General features: G+C 55.8%; 18 protein-coding genes. 13 read left to right on the forward strand and 5 right to left on the reverse strand.

Features of this window, described 5'->3' with window-relative positions; translation table 11 throughout:
- Window positions 1-17: 17 nt before the first annotated feature.
- The 3 genes from cyoA to NR795_RS00620 all read right to left on the reverse strand — a co-directional run bounded on the left by cyoA (window position 18) and on the right by NR795_RS00620 (window position 3,524).
- A complete protein-coding gene (gene cyoA / locus NR795_RS00610; protein WP_144814413.1) occupies window positions 18-965 on the reverse strand; it encodes a cytochrome o ubiquinol oxidase subunit II in 948 nt (315 codons plus the stop codon).
- Between the two features lie 458 nt (window positions 966-1,423).
- Window positions 1,424-2,902 (reverse strand): muropeptide MFS transporter AmpG, encoded by a 1,479-nt coding sequence (gene ampG / locus NR795_RS00615; protein ID WP_257756729.1) that lies wholly within the window; start codon window positions 2,900-2,902, stop codon window positions 1,424-1,426.
- 43 nt (window positions 2,903-2,945) lie between these two features.
- Window positions 2,946-3,524, reverse strand: a complete 579-nt coding sequence (locus NR795_RS00620) for a lipoprotein (RefSeq protein ID WP_042391597.1) — start codon at window positions 3,522-3,524, stop codon at window positions 2,946-2,948.
- Between the two features lie 304 nt (window positions 3,525-3,828).
- Here NR795_RS00620 and bolA point away from each other — a divergent pair, with 304 nt between their 5' ends.
- From bolA to NR795_RS00665, 9 genes are all read left to right on the forward strand, one after another.
- Window positions 3,829-4,146, forward strand: a complete 318-nt coding sequence (gene bolA / locus NR795_RS00625) for a transcriptional regulator BolA (protein ID WP_042391598.1) — start codon at window positions 3,829-3,831, stop codon at window positions 4,144-4,146.
- A 364-nt stretch (window positions 4,147-4,510) separates the two neighbouring features.
- A complete protein-coding gene (gene tig / locus NR795_RS00630) occupies window positions 4,511-5,809 on the forward strand; it encodes a trigger factor (protein ID WP_144814406.1) in 1,299 nt (432 codons plus the stop codon).
- 285 nt (window positions 5,810-6,094) lie between these two features.
- The gene (gene clpP / locus NR795_RS00635) at window positions 6,095-6,718 is read left to right on the forward strand and encodes an ATP-dependent Clp endopeptidase proteolytic subunit ClpP (protein ID WP_042391600.1); all 624 of its coding nucleotides are present in this window, start codon (window positions 6,095-6,097) and stop codon (window positions 6,716-6,718) included.
- Between the two features lie 125 nt (window positions 6,719-6,843).
- Window positions 6,844-8,118, forward strand: coding sequence for an ATP-dependent protease ATP-binding subunit ClpX (gene clpX, locus NR795_RS00640; RefSeq protein ID WP_042391601.1), 1,275 nt, complete (start codon window positions 6,844-6,846; stop codon window positions 8,116-8,118).
- Between the two features lie 185 nt (window positions 8,119-8,303).
- On the forward strand, window positions 8,304-10,658 hold the full coding sequence (lon, locus tag NR795_RS00645; protein ID WP_144814404.1) for an endopeptidase La: 2,355 nt from the start codon (window positions 8,304-8,306) through the stop codon (window positions 10,656-10,658).
- Window positions 10,659-10,868: 210 nt separating this feature from the next.
- Window positions 10,869-11,141, forward strand: coding sequence for a nucleoid-associated protein HU-beta (hupB, locus tag NR795_RS00650; RefSeq protein ID WP_042391603.1), 273 nt, complete (start codon window positions 10,869-10,871; stop codon window positions 11,139-11,141).
- A 203-nt stretch (window positions 11,142-11,344) separates the two neighbouring features.
- A complete protein-coding gene (gene ppiD, locus NR795_RS00655; protein WP_257756730.1) occupies window positions 11,345-13,219 on the forward strand; it encodes a peptidylprolyl isomerase in 1,875 nt (624 codons plus the stop codon).
- Between the two features lie 150 nt (window positions 13,220-13,369).
- Window positions 13,370-13,753, forward strand: a complete 384-nt coding sequence (locus NR795_RS00660) for a helix-hairpin-helix domain-containing protein (protein WP_257756731.1) — start codon at window positions 13,370-13,372, stop codon at window positions 13,751-13,753.
- A 98-nt stretch (window positions 13,754-13,851) separates the two neighbouring features.
- Window positions 13,852-14,250 carry a YbgC/FadM family acyl-CoA thioesterase gene (locus NR795_RS00665; protein WP_144814391.1) on the forward strand — a complete coding sequence of 133 codons (399 nt, stop codon included), beginning with the start codon at window positions 13,852-13,854 and terminating at the stop codon, window positions 14,248-14,250.
- Window positions 14,251-14,365: 115 nt separating this feature from the next.
- Here NR795_RS00665 and queC read toward each other — a convergent pair whose 3' ends face one another.
- Entirely contained in the window at window positions 14,366-15,061 is a 696-nt protein-coding gene (gene queC / locus NR795_RS00670) for a 7-cyano-7-deazaguanine synthase QueC (protein ID WP_144814387.1), read from the reverse strand.
- Between the two features lie 77 nt (window positions 15,062-15,138).
- Window positions 15,139-16,185: a PLP-dependent cysteine synthase family protein gene (locus NR795_RS00675; protein ID WP_257756733.1), complete on the reverse strand. Its 1,047-nt coding sequence runs from the start codon at window positions 16,183-16,185 to the stop codon at window positions 15,139-15,141.
- 118 nt (window positions 16,186-16,303) lie between these two features.
- On the opposite strand from NR795_RS00675, the gene NR795_RS00680 reads away from it, so the two are divergent.
- From NR795_RS00680 to glnK, 4 genes are all read left to right on the forward strand, one after another.
- Entirely contained in the window at window positions 16,304-16,762 is a 459-nt protein-coding gene (locus NR795_RS00680; RefSeq protein ID WP_238083395.1) for an Lrp/AsnC family transcriptional regulator, read from the forward strand.
- Window positions 16,763-16,815: 53 nt separating this feature from the next.
- A complete protein-coding gene (locus NR795_RS00685; RefSeq protein WP_257756734.1) occupies window positions 16,816-18,579 on the forward strand; it encodes a SmdA family multidrug ABC transporter permease/ATP-binding protein in 1,764 nt (587 codons plus the stop codon).
- Window positions 18,572-20,350 (forward strand): SmdB family multidrug efflux ABC transporter permease/ATP-binding protein, encoded by a 1,779-nt coding sequence (locus tag NR795_RS00690; protein ID WP_144814374.1) that lies wholly within the window; start codon window positions 18,572-18,574, stop codon window positions 20,348-20,350. Before NR795_RS00685 ends, NR795_RS00690 begins: the two co-directional genes overlap by 8 nt.
- A gap of 254 nt (window positions 20,351-20,604) precedes the next feature.
- The gene (gene glnK, locus NR795_RS00695) at window positions 20,605-20,943 is read left to right on the forward strand and encodes a P-II family nitrogen regulator (RefSeq protein ID WP_002891893.1); all 339 of its coding nucleotides are present in this window, start codon (window positions 20,605-20,607) and stop codon (window positions 20,941-20,943) included.
- Window positions 20,944-20,972 lie beyond the last annotated feature (29 nt).

The raw sequence follows: 20,972 nt of genomic DNA on the forward strand, positions 1-20,972 counted from the left end.
TATTATTCCTCGGCCCCTTAGTGAGAGGTTTCCGCGTGATTCATGTTCATGCCTTCCATGCCTTCGTGCGAGTTCTGTTCGCCTTCAGCCTGAGTCACGTCCATGCTCTTCCCAGGTCCCATAAATTTGTTAATCACATTAACAAACAGGTCAGGTTTAACACTGGAGAAGTATTCGACTTTATTGTATTCGCTAGGTGCTGCCAGCTTGTTGTACGCGTCCATGTCATTCATGACTTTCGGCGACTGCTTCGCTTGCGCTACCCACTGGTTGAAGGTCGCGGCATCCGGTGTTGCGATGGCTTTGAACTTCATGCCGGAGAAACCAGCACCACTGTAGTTAGCAGAAATACCATCGTAGGTGCCGGCTTCGTTGGCGATCAGGTGCAGTTTGGTCTGCATCCCGGCCATCGCGTAGATCTGGCTACCCAGTCGCGGAATGAAGAAGGAGTTCATCACCGAGTTCGATGTGATTTTGAATTCCACAGGCGTATTCGCCGGGAACGCAATCTCATTGACCGTTGCGATGCCCTGCTCCGGGTAAATAAAGAACCACTTCCAGTCCATTGCAATGACTTCGATGGTTACCGGCTTCGCATCGTGCGCCAGCGGACGGCTGGGTTCGAGCGCATGCGTGGTTTTCCATGTCAGTACCGCAAGGAAAATGATGATAAGGATGGGAATCGTCCAAACCACAGCTTCAACTTTGTTCGAGTGCGACCAGTTGGGGCTGTATTTGGCTTCCTTGTTCGACGCCCGGTACTTCCAGGCAAAACCGATAGCCATCACGATGGCGGGGATCACGACAATCAACATCAGCCCAAGAGCCGTCAGTATCAATGAACGTTGTTCCAGTCCAATCTGTCCTTTGGGATCGAGAAGTGCAGAATCACAGCCGCTCAGTAACGCCGCGCCTGTGATTAATGACAACATTCCCAAAATTTTATTGTATTTCCTGAGTCTCATTTAACGACCTCAATTCCACGGGGGTCTGGTGGCGCTTAAAGTGTGCGGGCATTTTACGGGAAGGTTACATTACTGTAAACATGTGTGGCGCGCTGTCAGTAGGGTGTTACTGGGTTCTGCCGCGTATGTCACACAGAAGGCAACAATCTGTAAAATCTCGCAATCGCCGCGTTCGGCCCCAAGGTTATAACCAAAACCGGGCCTAATACTTATAGACCAGGCGAAATGGTATAACCAATCCATTTTGTGAACATTTAGTTAACATTAATTCAGCAATTATCAAACATTGCGCGAAGCTTAATTTGATAACCATGCTGAATCATTAAAGCGTAGTCGTAAATGTATACCGCACAAAATAATTAAACAAAAAGAGAGATGAAGCCAGAATTAAACAAATATATCCTGAAATTAAATCTTTTAATTATTTTGCGCGATTATTACCTGCAGTAACTAACGGGTTATTTTTCCTGCGCGGTTTTGCGCAGGGAGAGGTAGTCCAGTAGCCCACCGTAGAGAATGCCGCCTACGGCCAGCAGCGCGCCCATCTCTAACAACAGCCCGGCGAAATCCCATGAGGTGAGACCGAGGGCGTTAAGGGTGATGACGCCCAGCCAGGCCGCCAGCAGCACACAGCCCACGGCCAGCGAGCGGAGCGCCAGCTGGTAGGCCCCGGCGTAGCGGCTGCGGGGAAGAAAACCGTCGGTGCGCTGGGTATAGGCCAGCGTCTCTTTACACACCAGCAGCAGGAGCAGCCCCGGCACGGCGGCGATCACCGAGAAGAGATAAAACGTCGACCAGCCCCAGCTCTCGACAAACCAGCCGGCAATAGGACCAACGTAGACGCGTCCGATAGCAGAGAGGGCAGAGAGCAGGGCGAACTGGGTGGCAGAAAACGACTTATTGCACAGGGTCATCAGCAGGGCAACAAACGCGGCCGTACCCATTCCACCGCACAGGTTCTCAAAGAATACCGCCGCCGCCATACTGTAGAGATGCTTATCCGTGACCGACAGCAGCCAGTAGCCCGCGTTGGAGGCCCCCTGCAGGATGCCAAAGATCAACAGGGCGCGGAACAGCGTCAGGCGCTGCATCAGCACGCCGCCGTAGAGCGCTCCGAGGATGGTCGCAATCAGCCCGAGCGTCTTATTCACCACGCCGACGTCACCGGCGTCAAAGCCCACGCCGCGGATCAGAAAGGTGGTGGTCAGGCTCATGGCAAAAGCGTCGCCCAGCTTATAAAGGACGATAAGCAGCAGGATCAGCCAGGCGTTGTTGCGCCCGAAGAAGTCACGCAGCGGCGCGACCACGGCCTGCTCCAGTGATTTCGGTACCGGCACGGCATCGTCTGGCTCGGGAGCAAAGAGGGTAGCAATAATACAGGGCAGCATCAGCGCCGCCATCAGCCAGTACATTCCCTGCCAGCCCAGCCAGCGGTCCGCCAGCCACAGCGCCAGCCCACCGGAAACCAACATGCCGAGGCGGTAGCCCAGCACGCTGATGGCGGCCCCGGTGCCGCGCTCTTCGGCAGGCAGCACATCCGTCTTCCAGGCATCGAACACAATATCCTGCGAGGCGGAGCAGAAAGCGATGATGACGGCCAGCCCGGCCATCCAGCGCAGCTGTGAGGTGGGCTCAAGGAAGCCCATCCCTGCAATAGCGATCAGCAGCAGGATCTGGGTCGTCAGCAGCCAGCCGCGACGACGGCCAAAGAACGGCGGCGTATAGCGGTCCATCACCGGCGACCATAAAAACTTAAACACGTAGGCCTGGCCCACCAGCGAAAAGAAGCCGATGGTCTTCAGGTCAATGTTTTCGACGGTCATCCATGCCTGAAGCGTGCCGGAGGTCAGGGCAAGGGGGAGGCCTGAGGCAAAACCCAGGATCAGCAGGATGGCTGACTTAGGTTGCTGAAAGATACGTAGATAGCGGCTGGACATAGGAGGCGGGCTGACCCGGCGCGAACCGGGTCAGCGGGCAGAATTAACGCGCGTTCTGCTTGATAAAATCGTGGATGCTGGTGTCCTGGGACATGTCAGCGATGGTATCGGTCAGCACGCTGTTCACGCTGTCGGCGATGTTTTTATTCGACGCCTGCAGTGCACCTTCAACCGAGTAGTTCGCACGGTAGTTTTTGGTCATCTTGTTGCCGTTCGGGGCAGTAGCGATGATGGCGATATCGGCTTTGGTGGCGATGTTGTAGCGCACGTTGCCCTGGGAGACGTCAGCGTAGAGCTGGCTCACGATAATCTGCAGATTCACTGCGCCGTTCGGGCCAATCATGTAGCCACGAGCGGTCATCTGTTTCTCCAGCACTTCCTGCAGCAGGAAGCGCAGATCGCGGGAGGCGGTCAGGGTCACCAGCTGGTTGTCGCGGGTCACTTTTGCCAGCGCCTGATCCTGACGCTGATCGGCACCGTTGATGCTCACGGTCACGCCCATCAGGCTCGGATCCTGCTGCGGCAGGGTAATTTTGGGTGAGACGTCAATAGTAGTAGGAGGCGTAGCACAGCCAGCCAGCATAAACAGAGCGACCAGCGGGAAAAGCACTTTTTTTAACATATAAGAGATCTCTGTGAATCTTAAGCTTATAAAGGGGTAATTCGCGTCATCATAACATTGCCAACGGCCGGGGCAACCCGGCAATGCATGTAAATTCATCGCCTTGTGCATTTTGTGCTCACAAATCCTGTTTAACCGCCCATAAAAGCGACCTGAATGAGAATTTCTCCGGTGGGTTCATGCCTTTGAATGATAAAACGAGACGAACGCTAAATATTTGTTGTTTTCTTGTTATGGAAGCGGTAAAAGCGGCTAATATTTAAAGGGATGGGTTACATCTGAACGCTGTCTGAGGAGTCTTTTCATGATGATACGCGAACAAATAGAATCAAAATTAAGGGCAACGTTTGAACCCGCGTTCCTCGAAGTTGTTGATGAAAGCTACCGTCACAATGTTCCGGCCGGTTCTGAAAGCCATTTCAAGGTGGTGCTGGTAAGCGATCGCTTTGCAGGCGAACGTTTTCTTAACCGCCATCGAATGATTTACAGTACGTTAACCTCCGAGCTTGCCACGACGGTACACGCGCTGGCCCTGCATACCTACACCCTCAAAGAGTGGGAAGGTTTACAGGATACCCTCTTCGCGTCACCGCCCTGTCGAGGTGCGGGTACGATTGCGTAATAACTGAGTGCGTAATAAATGAGGTTTGCAACAGCGCGAACTTTTCCAGTATGTTGCGTACAGAATATGTGAAAACGGCCTGCGGGCCGTTTTATTTTGTCTGAGTTTTGTTCGATAAGGCCAAAACTCAGACAAAAATTAGCCGTGAATTGTGAAAAAGGCCGCAACAGCGTGCAATAACCGTTCTCGACTCACAAAAGTGATGCCGCTATAATGCTGCGTCCTATTTTTTGAACGCCTTCGGGATGATTCTGGTGACAGGGAATGTGTATCTGATTCAAGAGAGCATCCCGGTTCTACGCAGCCACCTGACGTGGTCTGCGGATAGAGTTGACCGAGCACTCTGATTTTTTGAGGTAACAAGATGCAAGTTTCAGTTGAGACCACTCAGGGCCTTGGCCGCCGTGTAACGATCACTATCGCTGCTGACAGCATCGAGACCGCTGTAAAAAGCGAGCTGGTCAACGTTGCGAAAAAAGTACGCATTGACGGCTTCCGTAAAGGCAAAGTACCGATGACCGTTGTTGCTCAGCGTTATGGCGCATCCGTACGCCAGGACGTGCTGGGTGAGCTGATGAGCCGCAACTTCATTGATGCGATCATTCAGGAAAAAATCAATCCGGCCGGCGCACCGACCTACGTACCGGGCGAGTACAAAATGGGTGAAGACTTCACCTACTCCGTAGAGTTTGAAGTTTATCCGCAGGTTGAGCTCACCGGTCTGGAAAGCATCGAAGTTGAAAAACCGATCGTTGAAGTGACCGATGCTGACGTTGACGGCATGCTGGACACCCTGCGTAAGCAGCAGGCAACCTGGAAAGACAAAGACGGCGCGGCTGATGCAGAAGATCGCGTGACCGTAGACTTCACCGGTTCCGTTGACGGCGAAGAGTTCGAAGGCGGTAAAGCCACTGACTTCGTGCTGGCGATGGGCCAGGGCCGCATGATCCCGGGCTTCGAAGACGGTATCAAAGGTCACAAAGCAGGCGAAGAGTTCACCATCGACGTGACCTTCCCGGAAGATTACCACGCTGAAAACCTGAAAGGGAAAGCGGCTAAGTTCGTCATCAACCTGAAAAAAGTTGAAGAGCGCGAGCTGCCAGAGCTGACCGAAGAGTTCATTAAACGTTTCGGCGTTGAAGATGGCTCCATCGACGGCCTGCGCGCTGAAGTGCGTAAGAACATGGATCGCGAGCTGAAAGGCGCGGTACGTAACCGTGTTAAAACGCAGGCCATCGACGGTCTGGTAAAAGCGAACGAAATCGACGTGCCGGCTGCCCTGATCGACAGCGAAATCGACGTGCTGCGCCGCCAGGCTGCTCAGCGCTTCGGTGGCAACGAGAAACAGGCTCTTGAGCTGCCGCGTGAGCTGTTCGAAGAGCAGGCGAAACGCCGCGTTGTTGTCGGTCTGCTGCTGGGCGAAGTGATCCGTACCCACGAGCTGAAAGCTGACGAAGCCCGTGTGAACGAGCTGATCGAAGAGATGGCGTCCGCTTACGAAGATCCGAAAGAAGTGGTTGAGTTCTACAGCAAGAACAAAGAGCTGATGGACAACATGCGCAACGTTGCGCTGGAAGAGCAGGCTGTTGAAGCCGTTCTGGCGAAAGCGAAAGTGTCTGAAAAAGCCACTTCCTTCAACGAGCTGATGAACCAGCAAGCGTAAGTCACGTTTCCCGCCTTTACGCGGAAACGAAAGCCCGTCACCTGCTGGTGGCGGGTTTTTTTTTAACATTCACCGACTATCGGAAGAGTGCTAAAAGCACGTTTCAGTGTTAGCGTTAAGCCAAAAGATTGTTATGCTTGAATTAAGATGATGCCATCCCCATAACAGGGAGACTATCAAGATTAACGCTTGCTGCAGATCCGTCCAAGGTGGTCGTAGTCAGACCAGTCAGAGTCAAGTAGAATCGGGACAGCAGGTTTATTCATTTTTATCCAGGAGACGGACATGTCATACAGCGGCGAACGAGATAACTTTGCACCCCATATGGCGCTGGTGCCAATGGTTATTGAGCAGACTTCACGCGGTGAGCGCTCATTCGATATCTACTCTCGTCTTCTTAAAGAGCGCGTCATTTTCATGACTGGCCAGGTCGAAGACCATATGGCAAACCTGATTGTGGCGCAGATGCTGTTTCTGGAAGCAGAAAACCCGGAAAAAGATATTTACCTGTATATTAATTCCCCAGGCGGGGTGATTACCGCCGGGATGTCAATCTATGACACCATGCAGTTTATCAAGCCTGACGTTAGCACCATCTGTATGGGTCAGGCGGCGTCAATGGGCGCATTCCTGCTGACCGCAGGGGCTAAAGGCAAGCGCTTCTGTCTGCCAAACTCACGCGTCATGATCCACCAGCCGCTGGGTGGCTATCAGGGCCAGGCAACGGATATCGAGATCCATGCGCGTGAAATTTTGAAAGTGAAGGGGCGCATGAATGAACTTATGGCACACCACACGGGTCAATCATTAGAGCAGATTGAACGCGATACCGAGCGTGACCGCTTCCTCTCCGCCGCTGAAGCGGTAGAGTACGGGCTGGTTGACTCAATCTTGACCCATCGTAATTAATGCCCAGGCCGGACGAGTACCGCTATAATCATTGAGAGCGGCACGACGCTGTATAGCGTCTTGCGCCTGGAGTGGCATTTGCGTCGTCGTGTGCGGCACAAAAAACAGAAAAGAGGTTTTGACTCATGACAGATAAACGCAAAGATGGTTCGGGCAAACTGTTGTACTGCTCTTTTTGCGGCAAAAGCCAGCATGAAGTGCGTAAGCTGATTGCCGGGCCGTCCGTGTATATCTGCGACGAGTGTGTCGATCTGTGTAACGACATCATTCGCGAAGAGATTAAAGAAGTTGCGCCGCATCGTGAGCGCAGTGCGCTGCCGACGCCGCATGAAATTCGCCATCACCTGGACGACTATGTTATCGGTCAGGAGCAGGCCAAAAAAGTGCTGGCCGTCGCGGTATACAACCACTACAAACGTCTGCGTAACGGCGATAGCAGCAACGGCGTTGAGCTGGGTAAAAGTAACATCCTGCTGATCGGGCCTACCGGCTCGGGTAAAACGCTGCTGGCAGAAACGCTGGCGCGCCTGCTTGATGTGCCGTTTACTATGGCAGATGCGACCACGCTGACCGAAGCGGGTTACGTGGGCGAGGATGTGGAAAACATCATCCAGAAACTGCTGCAGAAGTGTGATTACGACGTACAGAAAGCGCAGCGCGGCATTGTCTACATCGATGAAATCGATAAGATTTCCCGTAAGTCCGATAACCCGTCGATCACCCGAGACGTTTCTGGTGAAGGCGTTCAGCAGGCGCTGCTGAAGCTGATCGAAGGGACCGTGGCTGCCGTACCGCCGCAGGGCGGACGTAAGCATCCGCAGCAGGAGTTTTTGCAGGTTGATACCTCAAAAATCCTCTTTATCTGCGGCGGGGCCTTTGCTGGCCTGGATAAGGTCATCTCCCATCGTGTGGAAACCGGCTCCGGTATCGGTTTTGGCGCAACGGTGAAAGGCAAGTCCGAGAAGGCGAAAGAGGGCGAGCTGCTGGCCCAGGTGGAACCAGAAGATCTGATCAAATTTGGTCTGATCCCTGAGTTTATCGGTCGTTTGCCAGTGGTGGCAACGCTCAACGAGCTGAGCGAAGAAGCGCTGATCCAGATCCTGAAAGAGCCGAAAAACGCCCTGACCAAGCAGTACCAGGCGCTGTTTAATCTGGAAGGTGTCGATCTCGAGTTCCGCGACGAAGCGCTGGACGCCATTGCTAAGAAAGCAAACGCCCGTAAAACCGGTGCGCGTGGCCTGCGTTCTATCGTAGAAGCGGCCCTGCTGGATACCATGTACGATCTGCCTTCAATGGAAGATGTGGAAAAAGTGGTGATTGACGAAGCGGTTATCGCCGGTCAAACCAAACCTCTGCTGATTTATGGTAAACCGGAAGCGCAGCAGGCTTCTGGCGAATAATTAACCTATCCATACAAGCGGTTAATCAAAAAGGGGGGATTTTATCTCCCCTTTTATTTTTCCGTACTCCCGACGTTGAATGTAAGGGAAACATCCCCATATACTGATTTACATGTTAACGGTCGCATGATGCAAAGACCTGCGGCCGGGTTACCAGGCGGACATTAAACTTAAGAGAGAGCTCTATGACTTCTGAGCGTTCTGAACGCATTGAAATCCCCGTATTGCCGTTGCGCGATGTGGTGGTTTATCCGCACATGGTCATCCCCTTATTCGTAGGGCGGGAAAAATCGATTCGTTGTCTCGAAGCGGCCATGGACCAGGATAAAAAAATCATGCTGGTGGCGCAGAAAGAGGCGTCCACGGATGAGCCGGGTGTTAACGATCTGTTCACCGTCGGGACCGTGGCCTCTATTCTGCAGATGCTGAAGCTGCCGGACGGTACGGTAAAAGTACTGGTCGAAGGCCTGCAGCGTGCGCGCATCAGCGCCCTGTCAGATGACGGTGAGTACTTCTCCGCGAAAGCCGAATACCTGGAATCGCCCGCCCTTGACGAGCGTGAGCAGGAGGTGCTGGTTCGCACCGCGATTGGCCAGTTTGAAGGCTACATCAAGCTCAACAAAAAAATTCCACCGGAAGTGCTGACGTCGCTCAATAGCATCGACGATCCGGCACGTCTGGCCGACACCATCGCCGCCCATATGCCGCTGAAGCTGGCGGATAAGCAGTCCGTGCTGGAGATGTCCGACGTCAATGAACGTCTGGAATATCTGATGGCGATGATGGAGTCGGAGATCGACCTGTTGCAGGTTGAGAAGCGCATCCGTAACCGCGTTAAGAAACAGATGGAGAAATCCCAGCGCGAGTACTATCTGAATGAGCAGATGAAAGCCATCCAGAAAGAGCTGGGCGAGATGGACGATGCACCGGACGAAAACGAAGCGCTGAAGCGTAAGATCGACGCGGCGAAGATGCCGAAAGAGGCAAAAGAGAAAGCGGAAGCCGAGCTGCAGAAGCTGAAAATGATGTCTCCGATGTCGGCAGAAGCAACCGTGGTGCGTGGCTACATCGAGTGGATGATCCAGGTGCCGTGGAATGCCCGCAGCAAGGTCAAGAAAGATCTGCGTCAGGCGCAGGAGATTCTGGATACCGATCACTACGGTCTGGAACGCGTTAAAGATCGCATCCTTGAGTACCTTGCGGTTCAAAGCCGGGTTAACAAACTGAAGGGGCCGATCCTCTGCCTGGTAGGGCCGCCGGGGGTGGGTAAAACCTCTCTGGGTCAGTCCATTGCCAAAGCCACCGGACGTAAATACATCCGCATGGCGCTGGGCGGCGTGCGTGACGAAGCGGAGATCCGTGGTCACCGCCGGACCTATATCGGCTCTATGCCGGGCAAACTGATCCAGAAGATGGCGAAGGTTGGGGTGAAAAACCCGCTCTTCCTGCTGGATGAGATCGACAAGATGTCGTCGGACATGCGTGGCGACCCGGCTTCGGCGCTGCTGGAAGTGCTGGATCCCGAGCAGAACGTGGCCTTCAGCGATCACTACCTTGAGGTTGACTACGATCTCAGCGACGTGATGTTTGTTGCGACGTCAAACTCGATGAACATCCCTGCGCCGCTGCTGGACCGTATGGAAGTGATCCGTCTGTCGGGCTACACCGAAGATGAGAAACTGAACATCGCCAAGCGCCATCTGCTGCCGAAGCAGATTGAGCGTAACGCCCTGAAAAAGGGCGAGATCACGGTTGACGATAGCGCCATCGTTGGCATTATTCGTTACTACACCCGTGAAGCAGGTGTCCGTAGCCTGGAGCGTGAAATCTCCAAGCTGTGCCGGAAGGCAGTGAAACAGCTGCTGCTCGATCCGTCGCTGAAGCAGATCACCATCAACGGGGACAACCTCAACGAGTACCTGGGCGTTCAGCGCTTCGACTACGGTCGTGCAGATGATGAAAACCGCGTGGGTCAGGTGACCGGTCTGGCGTGGACGGAAGTGGGCGGCGATCTGCTGACCATCGAAACCGCCTGCGTGCCGGGTAAAGGCAAGCTGACCTACACCGGCTCGCTGGGTGAAGTGATGCAGGAGTCCATCCAGGCGGCATTGACCGTGGTGCGCGCGCGTGCAGAGAAGCTGGGCATTAACGGCGACTTCTACGAAAAACGCGATATCCACGTTCACGTTCCGGAAGGGGCGACGCCGAAAGATGGCCCGAGCGCCGGTATTGCCATGTGTACGGCGCTGGTCTCCTGTCTGACCGGCAACCCGGTTCGCGCCGACGTGGCGATGACCGGTGAGATCACCCTGCGCGGTCAGGTTCTGCCGATTGGCGGCCTGAAAGAGAAGCTGCTGGCAGCGCACCGCGGTGGTATCAAAACCGTGCTGATCCCGTACGAGAACAAGCGTGACCTCGAAGAGATCCCGGAGAACGTGATTGCCGATCTCGACATTCACCCGGTGAAACGCATTGAGGAAGTGCTGACCCTGGCGCTGCAAAACGAGCCGTCAGGCATGCAGGTCGTAAGCGCAAAATAGTGACCTCGCGCAAAGAGCGTCAATAAAAACAAGGCTGGCAGCGCATTTCGGGCTTGCCAGCCTTTTTTTGTATAGCTAATTTAGATGGCTGGTTTGCTGTATCATCAACAACGGGTGTTGTAAGGGCATGACAGGCCTGATATAACTGCTGCGCGGTCGCACTTCGATGGATTAAGGTGCGATATAAATTATAAAGAGAGGAAGAGAAGAGTGAATAAATCTCAACTGATAGACAAAATTGCTGCAGGGGCTGATATCTCTAAAGCTGCGGCTGGACGTGCGTTAGATGCTTTAATTGCTTCTGTTACTGAATCTCTGCAAGCCGGGGACGAAGTTGCGCTGGTAGGTTTTGGTACTTTTGCGGTTAAAGAGCGTGCTGCCCGTACTGGTCGCAACCCGCAAACTGGCAAAGAGATCACCATCGCTGCCGCTAAAGTTCCGGGTTTCCGCGCAGGTAAAGCGCTGAAAGACGCGGTAAACTGATAGCGATCCCTCTCAGGATTGTGACAAAGTACAAGGGCGCATCACCAGATGTGCCTTTTTTATTTGCGATGCCGGAATTAATCGGACCTGCGGGCTGACAACCGCCCCGGTTTCTTGTCACAATACGGCTTTACGCGCAGCGGCCCAGGAGTGTTGGCGCTGCGTGAGACAGACAGTCACCTACAGCGGAGTGTTGTTACACCATGATGGACAATTTACGCGCGGCGGCCAACCACGTCGTGCTCAAGATCATTCTGGGTTTGATTATCGTGTCATTCATTCTGACTGGCGTTGGTAACTACCTGATTGGCGGTAACAATAATTATGCCGCAAAAGTTAATGGCCAGGAGATTAGCCGCAGCCAGTTCGAAAATGCCGTGGCGGCAGAACGTAACCGCTTGCAGCAGAGGCATGGCGAACGGTTCTCCGAGCTGGCCAGCAACGAAGCCTATATGAAGAGCATGCGTCAGCAGGTGCTGAGCCGCCTGATTGATGAAGCGCTGCTGGACCAGTACGCCCAGCATCTGGGCCTCGGCGTCAGCGATGAGCAGGTGAAGAAAGCGATCTTCTCAACTCAGGCTTTCCAGAACAACGGTAAGTTCGACAACGCACGCTACAATGCGCTGGTCAATCAGATGGGCATGACCGCCGATCAGTATGCTCAAGCCCTGCGTAACCAGCTTACCTCCCAGCAGCTGATCAATGCTGTTGCCGGTACTGACTTTATGCTGAAAGGTGAAACCGACGAGCTGGCCGCGCTGGTCGCGCAGCAGCGTATGGTGCGCACGGCAACCCTCGACGTTAACGCCCTGGCACAGCGGCAGACCGCCTCCGATCAGGAGATCGCCAGCTACTACGAGCAGCACAAAAACAGCTTTATCGCTCCGGAGCAGTTCCGCGTCAGCTACATCAAGCTGGATGCTGCCAGCATGCAGCAGAACGCCAGTGATGAAGAGATTCAGTCCTACTACGATCAGCATCAGGATCAGTTTACCCAGCCGCAGCGTAATCGTTACAGCGTGATCCAGACCAAAACCGAAGACGACGCGAAAGCGGTGCTGGAACAGTTAAGCAAAGGTGCTGATTTCGCCACCCTCGCCAAAGAGAAGTCGGCGGACATTATCTCTGCCCGCAACGGCGGCGATATGGGCTGGCTGGAAGATTCCACCACCCCAGACGAGCTGAAAAAGGCCGGTCTGAAAGAGAAAGGCCAGCTCTCCGGCGTGATTAAATCCTCCGTTGGCTTCCTGGTCGTGCGTCTTGACGACGTTCAGCCTGCTCAGATTAAGCCGTTTAACGACGTGCGTGACGAGCTGGCAGCGAAGGTGAAGCAGGAGAAAGGTCTTGATGCCTACTACGCCCTGCAGCAGAAAGTGAGCGATGCCGCGAGCAACGACAATGAGTCGCTGGCGGGTGCAGAGCAGGTGGCAGGCGTGAAAGCGGTTGAAACTGGCTGGTTTGGCCGCGACAACCTGCCGCAGGAGCTGAACTTCAAACCGGTGTCTGACGCTATCTTCGGCGGCGCGCTGGTGGGAGAGAACGGTTCGCCGGGCAACAACTCCGACATCATTACCGTTGATGGCGATCGGGCCTTTGTGCTGCGCGTGAGCGAGCATAAAGCCGAAGCCGTGAAGCCGCTGGAGGAAGTGAAAGCCCAGGTAAGCGATATCGTGAAGCACAACAAAGCTGAGCAGCAGGCGAAGCTGAATGCCGATAAGCTGCTGGCTGACCTGAAAGCGGGTAAAGGCGACGAGGCGTTGAAAGCCGCAGGCCTGAGCTTTGGCGAGCCGAAGGCGCTGGTACGTACCGGTCAGGATCCGCTGAGCCAGGCGGCCTTTACGCTGGCCCTGCCAGCGAAGGATAAGCCAGTCTACGGCGTTGCCAACGATATGCAGGGCAACGTAGTGCTGCTGGCGCTGGACGAAGTGAAAGCAGGCACCCTGCCGGACGCGCAGAAAAAAGCCATGGTGGAGGGGATCACTGAGAACAATGCCCAGATCTCTTTCGAAGCGCTGATGAGCAACCTGCGTAAAGAAGCCAAAATCAAAATGGGCGACATCGTCGATCCGCAGCAGTAATTTCTCTGGGCGTCTCGCAGACTTTTGCAACGCCCTGCAACAATCAAAGGCCGCTTTCGCGGCCTTTTCCATTTCTGCAATCTGCCGTTTGTCCCGCGTTCCCGCTCTGTTTATCGTGCAGGGGCTGTCAACACACAAGGAGAAAGCAGCATGAAACGTGGAATAAAAATAGCGGTGATGACCCTGACATTGACCTGTGCCGCTCTGAGCCAGCAAGCGCTCGCCGCTGAAACGCCGGTGAAATCCCCGCAGGCGCAGACGGTGCAGGGTAAATCCGCCGCCGCTGGGCCGGAGGCTAAGGCAAAAGCGCCGCAGGCGGTAAAGGGCGATGAGCAGCCGACCCGGGTCAGCATTAACGCGGCGTCGGCGGAGGCGCTGGCACAGGCGATGAACGGCGTGGGGCTGAAGAAAGCGCAGGCGATTGTTAGCTACCGTGACGAATATGGACCCTTTAAGACGCTGGAGGATTTACAGCAGGTGCCGGGAATGGGGGCCTCGCTGGTGGAGCGTAACCTGGATCGTTTAACCCTGTAAGTTTTGCTTGCGTCGTAGCCATTTTTTGCCATGCTAAAGAGGTCATACCAGTTATGACCTCCGACCCTATATAACATAAGAAAAAAGGCTATTGCGCTATGCAGACTGAAATTAAAGTTCGTGGTTACCATATTGATGTTTACCAGCATGTAAATAACGCCCGCTACCTGGAGTTTCTGGAGGAGGCGCGCTGGGAGGGGCTGGAAAGCAGCGAAGGTTTCCGCTGGATGACGGCTAACAACATTGCGTTTATCGTGGTCAATATCAACATCAACTATCGCCGACCGGCGGTGCTGGGCGATCTGTTGACCATTACCAGCAGCATACAGCAGCTCAACGGCAAAAGCGGCGTGCTCAGTCAGGTAGTGACGCTGTCGCCAGAGGGGGAGGTGGTGGCCGATGCGCTGATCACCTTTGTCTGCATCGATCTGCGCACTAAAAAATCGCTGGCGCTGGAAGGGGAGCTGCGGGAGAAGCTGGAGATGATGATGGCGTAAACTCTCACGCCCGGTGGCGCTACGCTTACCGGGCCTACAAACCGCACCTTAGCCCCGTAGGCCGGGCAAACGTAGAGCCGCCCGGCGTTACCAAAGCTTACTGTAGTTTTATCGCCTACTTCAGGCCGGTTTTCTGCTTCATTGCCGCCATCACCGCAGGCTTCTCTGCCAGATAGTGATTCAGGCCGTTGGCACGTAGGTTACAGGCGGCACACTGGCCGCAGCCGTCGCCCTTGATACCGTTGTAGCAGGTCAGGGTCTCCTCGCGGATCAGCTCCAGCTTCTGCCAGTAGTCGGCCAGCGCCCAGGTTTCTGCTTTATCGAGCCACATCAGCGGCGTCTCAAAGCGGATATCCTTTGCCATGCCGAGGCTGACCGCATGGTTGAGCGCCTTCACAAATTCGTCGCGGCAGTCCGGGTAGCCGGAGAAGTCGGTCTCACAGACGCCGGTGATCACCGCTTCGGCCTGCACCTGGTAGGCGTAGATAGCCGCAAGGGTCAAAAACAGAATATTGCGGCCCGGCACAAAGGTGTTGGGGATACCGCTGGCGTCCGGCTCGTAGTCCGGCACTGGAATGCTGTCACGCGTCAGGCTGCTGACCGCCAGCTCGTTAAGCAGGGTGACGTCCAGTACCTTATGCGCCCGTGCACCCAGCTTCAACGCCAGCTCACGCGCGACGTCAATCTCGGCGCGGTGGCGCTGGCCGTAATCGAAGGTGACACAGTGGACTTCATCATAGTGATGCAGCGCCTGTACCAGACAGGTGGTGGAGTCCTGGCCTCCGCTAAAGACGACAACGGCACGTTTCATAGATTTTCCTGACAGTTTCACTAGCAATAAAGCCGCTATGGTAGCGCCTGACGGCGGGCACCACCAGTAGCCATTTGCTATCGCAGCAGACGGGCAATCTCTGCGGTCCAGGGCGCAGTATCGCCTATAGAGGCTTTTACCCACGCCGGATTGTAGTAGGTATCGAGATAGCGCTCGCCGCTGTCGCATAGCAGGGTAACAATCGAGCCGGTACGCCCCTCGTCACGCATTCGTGCGGCAAGCTGCAACGCCCCCCACATGTTGGTGCCGGTGGAGGCCCCGACCTTGCGGCCTAGCTGGCTCTCCAGCCAGTGGGCGGTAGCAACGCTGGCGGCATCCGGGACGCGCAGCATCTCGTCTACCACGTCCGGAATGAACGAGGGCTCCACGCGGGGACGCCCGATGCCCTCAATTTTACTTCCGACCGGGCTGCGCAGGCTGGCATCCCGCTGCTGCCAGTAGTCAAGGAAGACAGAGTTTTGCGGATCGACCACCGTGAGCTGGGTGTCGTATCCCTGGTAGCGAATATAGCGCCCAATGGTTGCCGACGTGCCGCCGGTACCGGCGCTCATCACGATATGGGTTGGGATCGGGTGCGGCTCATGGCGCATCTGGCGGTAGATGCTGTCGGCGATATTGTTGTTGCCGCGCCAGTCAGTGGCGCGCTCGGCGTAGGTAAACTGATCCATATAGTGGCCATGCAGCTCCTGCGCCAGCGTCTCGGAAGCAGCATAGATCTCGCAGGCGCTCTCGACGAAGTGGCAGCGGCCGCCGTAAAAAGCGATCTGCTCGATTTTACGCTTTGCGGTGCAGGCGGGCATCACTGCAATAAAGGGCAGACCCAGCAGACGGGCAAACCAGGCCTCCGATACCGCCGTTGAGCCAGAGGAGGCCTCAATAATCGGCGTGCCTTCCTGGATCCAGCCGTTGCACAGCCCGTAAAGGAACAGCGAGCGCGCCAGGCGGTGCTTCAGGCTGCCGGTTGGGTGCGTGCTCTCATCCTTCAGGTAGATATAAATCCCCGGAAAGGCGGGGAGGGGAAGGCGAATTAGATGTGTATCCGCCGATCGCTGGGCATCGGCATTAATTTCACTGATGGCATATTTAGTCCAGGCGTTGTTCATCCGGGGCGATCCTGTTTGTCAATTTGTGCCTAGCTTAACGGAAAGCGCCTAAAAAATTGTTGCCATTCCGTCTTTGAAATAGAATAACGAGAGAAAAAATTTCTCCCGGAGGCCGCTAATGCTAGATAAAATTGATAAAAAGCTGCTTACTCTGCTGCAGCGAGACAGTACCCTCTCTTTGCAGGCGTTAGCCGATGCCGTTAATCTGACAACGACCCCCTGCTGGAAACGGCTCAAGCGGCTGGAGGATGAAGGGATCCTGCTGGCGCGCGTGGCGCTGCTGGATGCCGAAAAGCTGGGCCTCGGCCTCACGGCCTTTATGCTGATCAAAACCCAGCAGCACTGCAGCGAGTGGTACCATCAGTTTGTCAGCGTGGTCTCCGCTATGCCGGAGGTGCTGGGCTTTTGGCGCATGGCTGGCGAATATGACTACTTAATGCGCGTTCAGGTCGCTGATATGAAGCGCTACGACGATTTTTACAAACGTCTGGTCAATAGCGTGCCAGGCTTGTCCGATGTGACATCGAGTTTTGCGATGGAACAGATAAAATATACGACAGAGTTACCCATTGAATAACGCTTCTGGCCCCGGCGTCAGGGGCCGAATAAAGACCTTCAGGATATAACCGCGTGCGATTATTTGCTCAACTAGGCTGGTACTTTCGCCGGGAGTGGCGACGCTATCTCGGTGCCGTAGCCCTGCTTATCATCATTGCTCTTCTGCAGCTGATCCCACCGAAAGTCGTGGGTTACGTGGTCGACGGCGTAACCCAGGGCCGCTATCACCCGCAGGACGTCATGATGTGGATCGGCTTGCTGGTGCTGGTGGCCATCGTCATCTATCTGCTGCGCTACGTCTGGCGGGTGCTGCTGTTTGGCGCGTCTTATCAGTTAGCCGTCGAGCTACGGGAGGACTTCTACCGCCAGCTCAGCCGCCAGCACCCGGAGTTTTACCTGCGCCACCGTACCGGTGACCTCATGGCCCGCGCGACTAACGACGTCGATCGCGTGGTCTTTGCCGCAGGAGAGGGGGTGCTGACCCTGGTGGATTCGCTGGTGATGGGCTGCGTGGTGCTGATCGTCATGTCGACCCAGATCAGCTGGCAGCTTACCCTGCTGGCGCTGCTGCCCATGCCGATTATGGCGCTGGTGATCAAACGCTACGGCGATCAGCTGCATAACCGATTCAAGCTGGCGCAGGCGGCGTTCTCTTCGCTTAACGACCGTACCCAGGAGAGTCTGACCAGCATCCGCATGATCAAAGCCTTTGGCCTTGAGGATCGTCAGTCCGGACTGTTCGCCGAAGACGCCGCCGATACCGGCAGGAAAAACATGAAGGTCGCGCGGGTTGACGCCCGTTTCGATCCCACTATCTATATCGCTATCGGCATGGCAAACCTGCTGGCGATCGGCGGCGGCAGCTGGATGGTGGTTAACGGCAGCCTGACGCTGGGGGAACTCACCAGCTTTACTATGTATCTGGGGCTGATGATCTGGCCGATGCTGGCCCTCGCGTGGATGTTTAATATCGTCGAGCGCGGCAGCGCCGCTTACAGCCGCATCCGTGACATGCTGGCGGAAGCGCCGGTGGTGGATGACGGCAGCGAGCTGCTGCCGGAAGGGCGTGGCAACCTGAACGTGGCGATCCGCGAGTTTCGCTATCCGCAGGCGGCGCATCCCACCCTGGAGAACGTCAGCTTTACGCTGATGCCGGGACAGATGCTGGGTATCTGCGGGCCAACCGGGGCAGGGAAAAGTACGCTGCTGTCGCTGATCCAGCGCCATTTCGACGTCACCCAAGGGGAGATCCGCTTCCACGATCGGCCTCTGCCAACCCTGAAGCTGGACGCATGGCGCGGGCGGCTGGCGGTGGTCAATCAGACGCCGTTCCTGTTCTCGGATACCGTTGGCAATAACATTGCTCTCGGCCACCCCGGCGCGACGCAGCAAGAGATTGAGCACGTTGCCCGGCTGGCCAGCGTCCACGAGGATATTCTGCGACTGCCGCAGGGGTACGATACCGAAGTGGGCGAGCGCGGGGTGATGCTCTCCGGTGGGCAGAAGCAGCGCATTTCCATTGCCCGGGCGCTGCTGCTCAACGCCGAAATTCTGATCCTCGACGACGCGTTGTCGGCGGTGGATGGCCGTACCGAGCACCAGATCCTGCATAACCTGCGCCAGTGGGGCGAAGGGCGGACGGTAATCATCAGTGCACACCGGCTCTCGGCCCTCGCTGAAGCGAGTGAGATCCTGGTGATGCAGCATGGGCACATTGTTCAGCGCGGGCAGCACGAAACCTTAGCCCATCAGCCGGGCTGGTATCGCGATATGCACCGTTACCAGCAGCTGGAAGCCGCGCTGGATGACGAAGAGAAGGAGAGTGCTGATGCGTAGTTTTGGACAGCTTTGGCCGACGCTAAAACGCCTGTTAGCCTACGGTAAACCGTGGAAAAAACCGCTTACCAGAGCGGTCGTCATGCTGTGGGTTGCCGCGGCGGCTGAGGTCGCTGGCCCGGCGCTGATCAGCTATTTTATCGATAATATGGTGGCGAAAAGCTATCTGCCGCTCGGCCTGTTGATAGGGCTGGCGGTGGCCTATATTGGCCTGCAGCTTTTGGCCGCCGGACTGCACTATGCCCAGTCGCTGCTGTTTAATGAGGCTGCCGTCGGCGTAGTACAGCAGCTGCGTACCGATGTAATGGATGCTGCCCTGCGCCAGCCGCTGAACGCCTTTGACACCCAGCCGGTAGGGCAACTCATCTCCCGCGTCACCAACGACACGGAAGTGATCCGCGATCTCTATGTGATGGTGGTCTCCACGGTACTGCGCAGCGCGGCGCTGGTGGGGGCAATGCTGGTGGCGATGTTCAGCCTCGACTGGCGGATGGCGCTGGTGGCACTGGCCATCTTCCCGGCGGTGCTCTGCGTGATGGCACTCTATCAGCGCTACAGCACGCCCATTGTACGTCGCGTTCGCACCTACCTGGCGGATATCAACGACGGCTTTAACGAAGTGATCAACGGCATGAACGTGATCCAGCAGTTTCGCCAGCAGGCGCGCTTCGGCGAGCGGATGGGCGAGGCCAGCCGCTCCCACTATACAGCACGCATGCAGACGCTGCGCCTCGACGGTTTTCTGCTGCGTCCGCTGCTGAGTCTCTTCTCGGCGCTGGTGCTCTGCGGTCTACTGATGCTGTTTGGTTTTACCTCGGTGGGCACCATTGAGGTCGGGGTGCTCTACGCCTTTATCAGCTACCTTGGCCGCCTTAACGAACCGTTGATTGAGCTGACCACCCAGCAGTCGATCATGCAGCAGGCGGTGGTGGCGGGTGAACGCGTGTTTGAGCTGATGGATCGTCCGCGCCAGACCTACGGTGACGATGAGCGTCCACTGGCCAGCGGCGCAATCGACATCGAAAATCTGTCGTTCGCCTATCGCGACGATAGCCTCGTATTACAGGACATCGACCTCTCCGTGCCGCCACGCAGCTTTATCGCGCTGGTGGGCCACACCGGCAGCGGCAAGAGCACCCTCGCGAGCCTGCTGATGGGCTACTATCCGCTGACAAAAGGGGAGATCCGCCTTGACGGTCGACCGCTCTCAACTCTCAGCCACGACGTGCTGCGCCAGGGCGTAGCGATGGTCCAGCAGGATCCGGTGGTACTGGCGGACTCCTTCTTTGCTAACGTTACCCTCGGGCGCGATATTAGCGAAGCGCAGGTATGGCAGGCGCTGGAAACCGTTCAACTGGCAGAGCTGGCGCGTGGCATGCCCGATGGCATCCATACCAGTCTGGGGGAGCAGGGGAATAACCTGTCGGTGGGACAGAAGCAGCTGCTGGCGCTAGCCCGCGTGCTGGTTGCCACCCCGCAGATCCTGATCCTTGACGAGGCAACGGCGAATATTGACTCCGGCACCGAGCAGGCGATTCAGCAGGCGCTGGCCGCGGTACGTCAGCATACGACGCTGGTGGTCATAGCCCACCGCCTCTCTACTATTGTGGAAGCTGATACTATTCTGGTTCTGCATCGCGGGCAGGCAGTGGAGCGTGGCAGCCATCAAGCATTGCTGGCCGCCGAAGGGCGCTACTGGCAGATGTATCAGCTACAGCTGGCGGGTGAAGAGCTTGCCGCCAGTGCGCAAGAAGAGTCGCTTATCGCCTGATGCACCATAATCAGGCAGGCTACTAACAGGATCGCCTGTTGGTGCAAAAACTGCACGCGCCATGCACTATCATGGTGCGTTTTTCTTTCCCAGGAACAATCTGAATCCCTGTCACACTTTTCTGCGTAACCGCTGCTCCTTTCCAGAGGCCTTAAACCGCTGAATTTTTCCCTTTTTCTAATTCTGGCACACCACTTGCAATACTCACCTCATGTTAGCTGCGGCCATTACCGATTTTCGACTGAGGGGGATTTATGAAGCTGGTTACCGTGGTCATTAAGCCATTTAAACTTGAGGACGTCCGTGAAGCACTGTCGTCTATTGGTATTCAGGGGCTGACCGTTACCGAAGTGAAAGGCTTTGGGCGTCAGAAGGGCCATGCTGAACTGTACCGCGGGGCGGAGTACAGCGTTAACTTCCTGCCGAAGGTAAAGATTGACGTGGCCATTGCAGACGATCAGCTTGATGAAGTGATTGATGTCATTAGCAAAGCGGCCTACACCGGAAAAATTGGCGACGGCAAAATTTTCGTTGCCGAACTGCAACGCGTTATCCGCATTCGTACCGGCGAAGCCGACGAAGCGGCACTGTAACGTCAGACACACAGTGATTGGGATGGGAA

The sequence above is a fragment of the Pseudescherichia sp. L3 genome (genome assembly GCF_024656065.1).
Lineage (GTDB): Bacteria > Pseudomonadota > Gammaproteobacteria > Enterobacterales > Enterobacteriaceae > Pseudescherichia.

Excerpts from the sequence above, each read along its gene's own strand:
- bolA (WP_042391598.1), top strand. The coding sequence starts at position 3,829 with ATGATGATACGCGAACAAATAGAATCAAAATTAAGGGCAACGTTTGAA.
- queC (WP_144814387.1), bottom strand. The coding sequence starts at position 15,061 with ATGAAACGTGCCGTTGTCGTCTTTAGCGGAGGCCAGGACTCCACCACC.
- glnK (WP_002891893.1), top strand. The coding sequence starts at position 20,605 with ATGAAGCTGGTTACCGTGGTCATTAAGCCATTTAAACTTGAGGACGTC.
- clpP (WP_042391600.1), top strand. The coding sequence starts at position 6,095 with ATGTCATACAGCGGCGAACGAGATAACTTTGCACCCCATATGGCGCTG.
- NR795_RS00675 (WP_257756733.1), bottom strand. The coding sequence starts at position 16,185 with ATGAACAACGCCTGGACTAAATATGCCATCAGTGAAATTAATGCCGAT.
- lon (WP_144814404.1), top strand. The coding sequence starts at position 8,304 with ATGACTTCTGAGCGTTCTGAACGCATTGAAATCCCCGTATTGCCGTTG.
- ampG (WP_257756729.1), bottom strand. The coding sequence starts at position 2,902 with ATGTCCAGCCGCTATCTACGTATCTTTCAGCAACCTAAGTCAGCCATC.
- NR795_RS00690 (WP_144814374.1), top strand. The coding sequence starts at position 18,572 with ATGCGTAGTTTTGGACAGCTTTGGCCGACGCTAAAACGCCTGTTAGCC.
- cyoA (WP_144814413.1), bottom strand. The coding sequence starts at position 965 with ATGAGACTCAGGAAATACAATAAAATTTTGGGAATGTTGTCATTAATC.
- NR795_RS00660 (WP_257756731.1), top strand. The coding sequence starts at position 13,370 with ATGAAACGTGGAATAAAAATAGCGGTGATGACCCTGACATTGACCTGT.
- ppiD (WP_257756730.1), top strand. The coding sequence starts at position 11,345 with ATGATGGACAATTTACGCGCGGCGGCCAACCACGTCGTGCTCAAGATC.
- NR795_RS00680 (WP_238083395.1), top strand. The coding sequence starts at position 16,304 with ATGCTAGATAAAATTGATAAAAAGCTGCTTACTCTGCTGCAGCGAGAC.
- NR795_RS00620 (WP_042391597.1), bottom strand. The coding sequence starts at position 3,524 with ATGTTAAAAAAAGTGCTTTTCCCGCTGGTCGCTCTGTTTATGCTGGCT.
- tig (WP_144814406.1), top strand. The coding sequence starts at position 4,511 with ATGCAAGTTTCAGTTGAGACCACTCAGGGCCTTGGCCGCCGTGTAACG.
- NR795_RS00665 (WP_144814391.1), top strand. The coding sequence starts at position 13,852 with ATGCAGACTGAAATTAAAGTTCGTGGTTACCATATTGATGTTTACCAG.
- clpX (WP_042391601.1), top strand. The coding sequence starts at position 6,844 with ATGACAGATAAACGCAAAGATGGTTCGGGCAAACTGTTGTACTGCTCT.